Origin of the sequence: Occallatibacter sp. (assembly GCF_049802275.1) — a bacterium.
Lineage (GTDB): Bacteria > Acidobacteriota > Terriglobia > Terriglobales > Acidobacteriaceae > Telmatobacter.
On record NZ_JBARMD010000592.1, the window covers coordinates 1 to 6679 of the forward strand.

Here is a 6679-nt window from a genome sequence, read left to right on the forward strand (position 1 = left end):
GCGCGGAGGTTCCTGGCGACACCAAATCAAGATTTCAAGATGCTCGGCACGTTCCAGCATCCCGCCGGAATTCAGCTACGCCGATTATGGCTTTCGGGTCGTTTGCGACGGAGCTCGCTGAAACATATCCCCACCCTTCCCCAACTCGTTTAGCACCAAAATTGGTAATGGACCCGGTAGGGACAGATCCGTACATGCGCGTCTACGCATACGGCTCTTATGAAGGATGGGTGGCGTAAAAGCGAGCATGGGGATAAGGGTGCAGAACACGGGGTGTTGGTATCCACCTGTCGAAGACCGGAGCGAACTTCTCCCAGCTCTTCCGTGCGCGTTGACTGCGTCGCACCAGTACGTCATGCCACAGTCGATTGACGCGTTTGCGGAAGAGACGCAGTTGATCGATGTTGCCGGGCACAGCATGCTATTGGTAATAGCCGGTAGCGGATGTGCACTCCAGGATCAAGAGCTTTCGCCACCATCCAGGCTCTGACCACATTCTTCTTCGCGGTGGCGATGTCGCCGAGGAGGAACGCTGCGATGCCCTGCTCTCCCTGCGCACGCGTCGCCAGAAGGTAGTGATGTTGTCGGATCGCAAGTGCTTGCACCTCCGCACCAAGTCTGACGCGCCATGCCGGCGACGTAGTTGACCTCGAGCATCCCCAGAATAGTCAGGATGCGCAGACGGGTCTCAGGGTCTTTGCCCTCCGGCAGGTCGAGGTCTGATCTCAAAAGGGCTATCTGGTTTGGGATCGAGATCGAGGATTCGCTGTGTGCCGGCATCTGGCTAACACGGGCGCAGAGAGCCTTCGAAGATTGATGCCTTTTAATGAACTGCAATTCAGCTTGGTGATAGAGCGGCTCAGCGTTGATCCAGCTGTTGAGCCACGACATCTCGTCGGCTCGCTCCAGCAGCGCCTCAAGACCGTGAGAGACCCACCGCCGGAAGACGTGATACCCGACAATGCTCAGCAGGGCGGCTAATAGCAAACCGGCAGCGATGCGAAGGGCGGGGGAAGACGCAATTCGCATGGCGGTCCGATCAACTTTGGTCCCATATTGCCAGAAGCCGACTGGAGGATCAACCGAAGTTCCCTCTTGCGTGGCCCAAACAGTCCGTCGAATCTTCCGATCAGCCGGAAAGGATTGCACGCGCTTGCATGCGTTAGAGTCAAACCAGCGACGGAGAATGTGGGCGGAATTGAGTTGACTTAAACCGAGTAGATGTTCATAATTCTCTGCACCCAGTGTGCATTGCGTACTAGGGCCAATCGTATTCCTGCTCTCGAAGAGGTGGCGGTCTCCCCCGTGTACCCATTCGCAGCCAGATCGCTTGCGTCATTGCATTTAGTCGGACTGCTCGCGGTCGCTTTACGAGACGTCGTCCTTTTTCAGAGGAATACACTGACCCTCAGTGTATTTGCGAATGTTCTTCAGGAACGTCTCACAAGCACGATATCGCCTTCTCCGAGGACCTCTTACTCGCCTCCCATCGACCAAAAGGCGACACGATTTGAATCTACAACCTCCCAATGTAATCCTCGGCACGCGGTCGCGTCCAAATCGATTCGCTGTTGACCTCCATCTTGATTGTCCGAAAGAGCGAATCCTTGAAACGATCTATCCCCTGGAAAGCACTATTTGGCAAGAACGCTCGTGATGTCTCACCTTCAAGACTGAGCGAGTTGATAGGCGCCTGTCATCAGAATGTAAATTCTGATCCTCAAATTGGATTCCGGCGGTGATATGTGTTTGCACGACGCATCCTGGTCCGTTGTTCCTTGCCTGAAGTTAGGCGCTCCGTATCAGCGTCTCTCGCCGACTGGCAGGTGGAATTTTGTACGGACTTCTGTCCCCCGCTGAAAAATTTCCGGGTGGACGCAGCGATCCTGGAGTGCTCGGCACGCGAGCATGACCCCGGGCTCGTTCTCGCGCGTAGGATCAGGAGCCTCAACCAGCATGCGCGTATTGTCGTTATCGCGATAAGCGGCTCCGAGGATCTGGCGATTGAAGCCCTGCGCATCCGCGCGGTTGAGTACCTGAAGCCGCCGGTCGATGAAGCCACGTTGATTTGTGCTGTCCTTGGGGCAGAAGCTGCCGGCATGCACGGCCGGCCTGTTGGCAGTGGAATCCAATCCGCCACGGCATCGGATGCGATCGTCGGCGAGAGTTCCGCAATTCTAAGCGTCAAACGTTTTCTCTCCAAAGTCGCCGCTTCCGATACGAACGTTCTGATTACTGGAGAAACTGGCACCGGCAAGGAGATCATTGCAGAGCAGATTCATGCACTGGGATCGCGCTCCCGCAAGCCGTTTGTCAGTGTCAATTGCTCGGCAATACCCGAAACTCTAATTGAAAGTGAGTTGTTCGGATACGAGAGAGGCGCATTTACGGGAGCTGTCGGCACACGCGACGGAAAACTTGCACAGGCGGACAAGGGAACCTTGTTCTTCGATGAAATCGGGGATATGAGTCCTCTGGCGCAGGCCAAAATCCTGCGCGCCATCGAATCCAGGGAATTTACCCGCCTCGGAGGAAACCGTCCGATCCGTGTGGATGTGCGCCTCATTGCCGCAACCAATCGCGACCTGGAATCGCTCCTGCGAGAAGATCGCTTTCGCACTGACCTCTTTTTTCGCTTGAATGTTGCGCGGATCGAGCTGCCCTCCCTGCGGGAACGGAGTTCGGATATTCCGCTCCTGATCCAGCATTTCGTGCGGCACTACAACCGCGTATTCGGGGCCGCGGTGGAGCGCATTTCGGGTGAAGCGCTGGAACAGATGCTTGCCTATCCCTTTCCAGGAAACATTCGAGAGCTGAAGAATGTTGTTGAGGTTATCTTCCTTCATCTTGCGCCAGGGCAGAAGGTGGTGCAGCGCCTGCCCGATCAGGTGCTCACAACCTGGCGGAAGATCACGAGGCTCCCGCAGGACGAACGTGACAGGCTGGTCAAGACGCTGCTTCAAACTGAGTGGAATGTAAGTGCGGCAGCGCGCAAGCTGGAATGGTCAAGAATGACTCTGTATCGAAAGCTTGCCAAATATAACATCCAGCCAGAACGCGAACCGCTCACCGCAAGCAAGCTGCGGGCAAGCTAAGAGGCCGCCGACAACTTCCGAATCTAAACTCCCTCTAATAACCGCCGTAGGCTCCGTTCGCTTTTTTGTGCAGGTCGTTATAGGTTTCCCGGTTCGGCTTATAGGCGACTGCCCTGTCGGGACTTTCACCGTGAGCCTCGTACAGGTCTCGCAAATCATTTACCGTCAGATCCCATCGCGCATAGAGTTCTTTCAGCCGGCTGAGCTTGTCGTTGATGACATAGATGTCCGACTTGGAGAAGTGGTACCACTCCTCGTTATCTTTTGCAAACTCTGAGCGAATGGCCGCGAACATCTCGCCTTCGACCTTGCGATTTCCTTGGCAGTCATCCACCTTGCGCGCAATTTCATCTTCGGTCTTCGCTTTCGCGTCCGCTTTCTTTTCCGCTTCAGCGTCCATCTGCGCCTGCTCAGGTGTCTGCGGGCCTATCTGTGCCTGCTTTGGTGGTGCTGGTACAGCTTTGCGCATCGCCGTTCTGATCTCGCCCAATTTTCGGTTGATAGCTTCCTGCATCGATGCGTATGCCTCTGGATTGTGTTGAAAGTCGCCGCTGTGATCGCGGATCGATTTCAACATCTGCGTCAGCTTCCCAGAAGCCGCGGTGAGTTCCGTTGTAGCCTCGGCGTTCTTGCCGGCGGCAATAAGCTCATTGGCATGCGCAACCGGATTGCCGCGTACGAGTTCACGATAAGTGGGCTCAAGCTCGGCGAGAGAATCCGGAAACTGGTATGACTCGCCGGATAACCCAACCGCCTGATTGATGTACTTGTTGCGATCCGTGCCTCGGCTCTCAAACCCGGCCATGAGAGCCTGGATCTTGGCGCGGTCGCCGCCGCTCGAAGCAATCTTGGCCCCAAGTTGATTCCACTCGATAAGATCCGCTGGCCGGTTGCAGTGCTGAGACCAGGCGCGGGCGTCCTTCGACAAGTCGTACAAATGGCCGAAAGCATCATCATCCAGAAACTTTCCATCGGCGTCATTTTTCTCCTGAAGGATGGGCGTCTGCCCCTTCGGCAGGCCCGCGAGCGTTCCCAGCGTATCCTTCTTGAGCGACGAGTAGAACTTGCTGGCGGACTTCGTCAAGTCGGTTTCGGAACGTGCGGTTCGCGTCTCCCCCGCCCCAACGTTATCGCTGCCTACCTCGCCGGTGAACGTGTCGGTTTGCGAGTACTTCGCCGCGGTTTTGTCCCCAGCCACAAAGGCCGCGCTCCCGGTCCCTGAACCTTCGACGCGGTGCGTGACCGAGCCGTCTTCGTTTTTGATGTCCTCGTTCTTTAGCGATCCGCCCTCTCCATACGCAAACCCACCGCCCAGAACTGTCGCTTTCACGCCGGTTTCGTGGCTTGTCCCCTTGCCCGTAATCTCCTCGACAGGCTTGTTCGCACCAATCACGCGGTTAAGATCTTCGACGGTATCCACAGCCATCACACTGTCGTAACGCGATTTAAAGTCGGCAGCCTTGGGATCAAGCACAAATGTGGCTCCCTTGCTTTGGCTCACCGCTGCCGTGTGGTTTACGCCAAAGCTGGTATTGGCGATGTTCAGGCTGCCTCCAAGATGTTTTCCGGTTTCACCAAGGATGCTCACCGAGACATACACCTTGCCGTGCTTTGTAACCCGCGAGATCTGAAGCTGCTTACTTTTGCTGACGCTGACTTCAACGCCCACGGGGCCTTTCGACGCATGCGCGCCAACGGAGCCTTGCGTGGCCTGGGTGAACGTCGCACCCTCTCCTTCTGTGGCATGCGCGGCAGCATCGGCCGATTTGGTCAGGCCTTTGAGCCGGGCCAGATACGCCTTCGCATCGGGGATGCGGCCTCGCGAGATCATCCGCGCAAGATTCATCTCTGGAGCGTTCCCGATTCCGCTCTGCAGCGAACCCAGATAAACCTTGGCATCCTCCGCCGACATCTCTGCGCTGGTTGTCGCCCAGGTGAGTTGTGCAGAAATCGAAGCATTAACACCGGCTGCGCCCCCTCCCTGCCCATCCTTCCCCGCGCTCACGCCGCCTTCGGCAGTAAGATCGACCGTCACAGTGACGTGAAAGCGCGGCGGTGAACTGAGCGGAACCTCTTCCACCTTTGCCCACATCTTGCCACCCACATTGACTGTCTGCCCGGTTTGAACTCCATTCGCGGAACGCCGCGTTGCAGCCACTCCGGCATTGGCCTGCACTCCTCGTTGATTTGGACCCAGCAGCAAGCCGCCGCCCCGCGACGCATTGACGGATCGCCTCGCCGCATGCTGATCCGGCGCACCTTCGTGCGATGGCGGTGGAGGAACATGCGTCGAAGGCGCGGGCGATTTCGGAACGGAAGCAGTAGCTTGCGTCGCAGTTCCCGCCGATGCTGGCGTGGATGACCCCGCATGCGCCGTCGACGCAGGAGCCTGCACCCTTTGGGAATCCGCTGGATGTGGAGGAGCTTGGGCGGTGACATGCGAAACTGACGGCGACGCCGTTGCAGGATGTTGAGGAGGAGGCGCCGGCGCCTGCTGTTGTGTCTGCGATTTGGCCGGCGCACTGGATCCAGAAAATCGCTTGCCGGCGCCGGGAAGCGCTCCAAGCTCCTCCTTCGACATACCCGCCATCGGCGATGCTAAAGGTAGTTTGGCCTTGGTCGGCGGCACCGTTCCCTTGCCGTATCCCCAGTCGTCAAATCGTCCTTCTTTGGCGTGTCGCCGCAGTTCGCGTTCCTGCCGGCCGCTGACCCGCTCCTGCTGCTTCTGCAGTATTTTTTGCGCCTCCTCGGGAGACGTCTGCTTTTTCGGCGTCCCCACAACTGCCCTGTCTGGATGCAACGCGGAATGCGCCCGATGGATACCTTCAGGCAATGGCACGGCAAAGGATCCCTGGCCGACATGATGATGCGTCAGCACCTGATCTCTGAATGGCGCGTGTTCCGGAAATGTCTTTATCCAATGATCGTCAACGACAGGAGAATGGCCTTCTGCCACTCGCTTCTTCTGCTCCGCGCTCAGATGCTTGTCGAAGGTGTGATCGTATTCCCTCCAGAACTTGCCCGCGTCTCGCTCATATCCCAGCTCGCTGGACTTATTGCGAAGATGCCCCTTGCTGTCGCGCTGCCTTCGTGCGCCGGTAAAGGGCATATCGACGCCGTACTTCGGAATGCTCAGCGGAGATGTTTCGCTTTCTTCTCCCGATCCCTTTCGTTCGGTGCCGTGAATCTGCTCGCGCTTCTGCGTTGAAGGATGCAGATTTTGATCTCGCTCCCTGCCGAATGAGCCCGGATCTTTCCGTATTTCATTCCCGATGTCCTTGAATGAGGTCTCCGGATCGGCGGCGGGGATCCGCTTTTGACGAGGCGTCGAACTACTCTTGCCCTTGCGACCCGCCGAGGAGGGCTCCTTGTTCGGTCCGGGATCCGCACCCGGTGACGCGGTTGCTCCCGGCGTCGACTTCGCTCGCGACCTCTTCGGTTTTCCCGCGCTAGCCTGCCCGCCGGCATCCGCCTGTACGGCTCCCTCTGACGTCACACTTGAGGGCGATGGCGTTGTCGATGGGGCTCCCTTTTTGGAGCTCGATCGCGTTCTCTTCCGCGTGGGCGATTGCGCGTCCTTCGCC

General features: G+C 57.6%; 4 protein-coding genes. 2 read left to right on the forward strand and 2 right to left on the reverse strand.

Annotated elements, in window-relative coordinates; translation table 11 throughout:
- Positions 1 to 459: 459 nt before the first annotated feature.
- Positions 460 to 1029, reverse strand: coding sequence for a hypothetical protein (locus tag WA354_RS20160; RefSeq protein ID WP_472814813.1), 570 nt, complete (start codon positions 1027 to 1029; stop codon positions 460 to 462).
- Positions 1030 to 1871: 842 nt separating this feature from the next.
- Here WA354_RS20160 and WA354_RS20165 point away from each other — a divergent pair.
- Positions 1872 to 3095 (forward strand): sigma-54 interaction domain-containing protein, encoded by a 1224-nt coding sequence (locus WA354_RS20165; protein WP_472814814.1) that lies wholly within the window; start codon positions 1872 to 1874, stop codon positions 3093 to 3095.
- Positions 3096 to 3129: 34 nt separating this feature from the next.
- Here the strand turns inward: WA354_RS20165 and WA354_RS20170 are convergent, their stop codons facing one another.
- A complete protein-coding gene (locus tag WA354_RS20170) occupies positions 3130 to 6204 on the reverse strand; it encodes a hypothetical protein (RefSeq protein WP_472814815.1) in 3075 nt (1024 codons plus the stop codon).
- A 259-nt stretch (positions 6205 to 6463) separates the two neighbouring features.
- Between WA354_RS20170 and WA354_RS20175 the strand changes: the two genes are divergently transcribed.
- Positions 6464 to 6679: hypothetical protein (locus WA354_RS20175; RefSeq protein WP_472814816.1), on the forward strand; the 216-nt coding region annotated here is incomplete at its 3' end.

Excerpts from the sequence above, each read along its gene's own strand:
- WA354_RS20160 (WP_472814813.1), bottom strand. The coding sequence starts at position 1,029 with ATGCGAATTGCGTCTTCCCCCGCCCTTCGCATCGCTGCCGGTTTGCTA.
- WA354_RS20170 (WP_472814815.1), bottom strand. The coding sequence starts at position 6,204 with ATGCCCTTTACCGGCGCACGAAGGCAGCGCGACAGCAAGGGGCATCTT.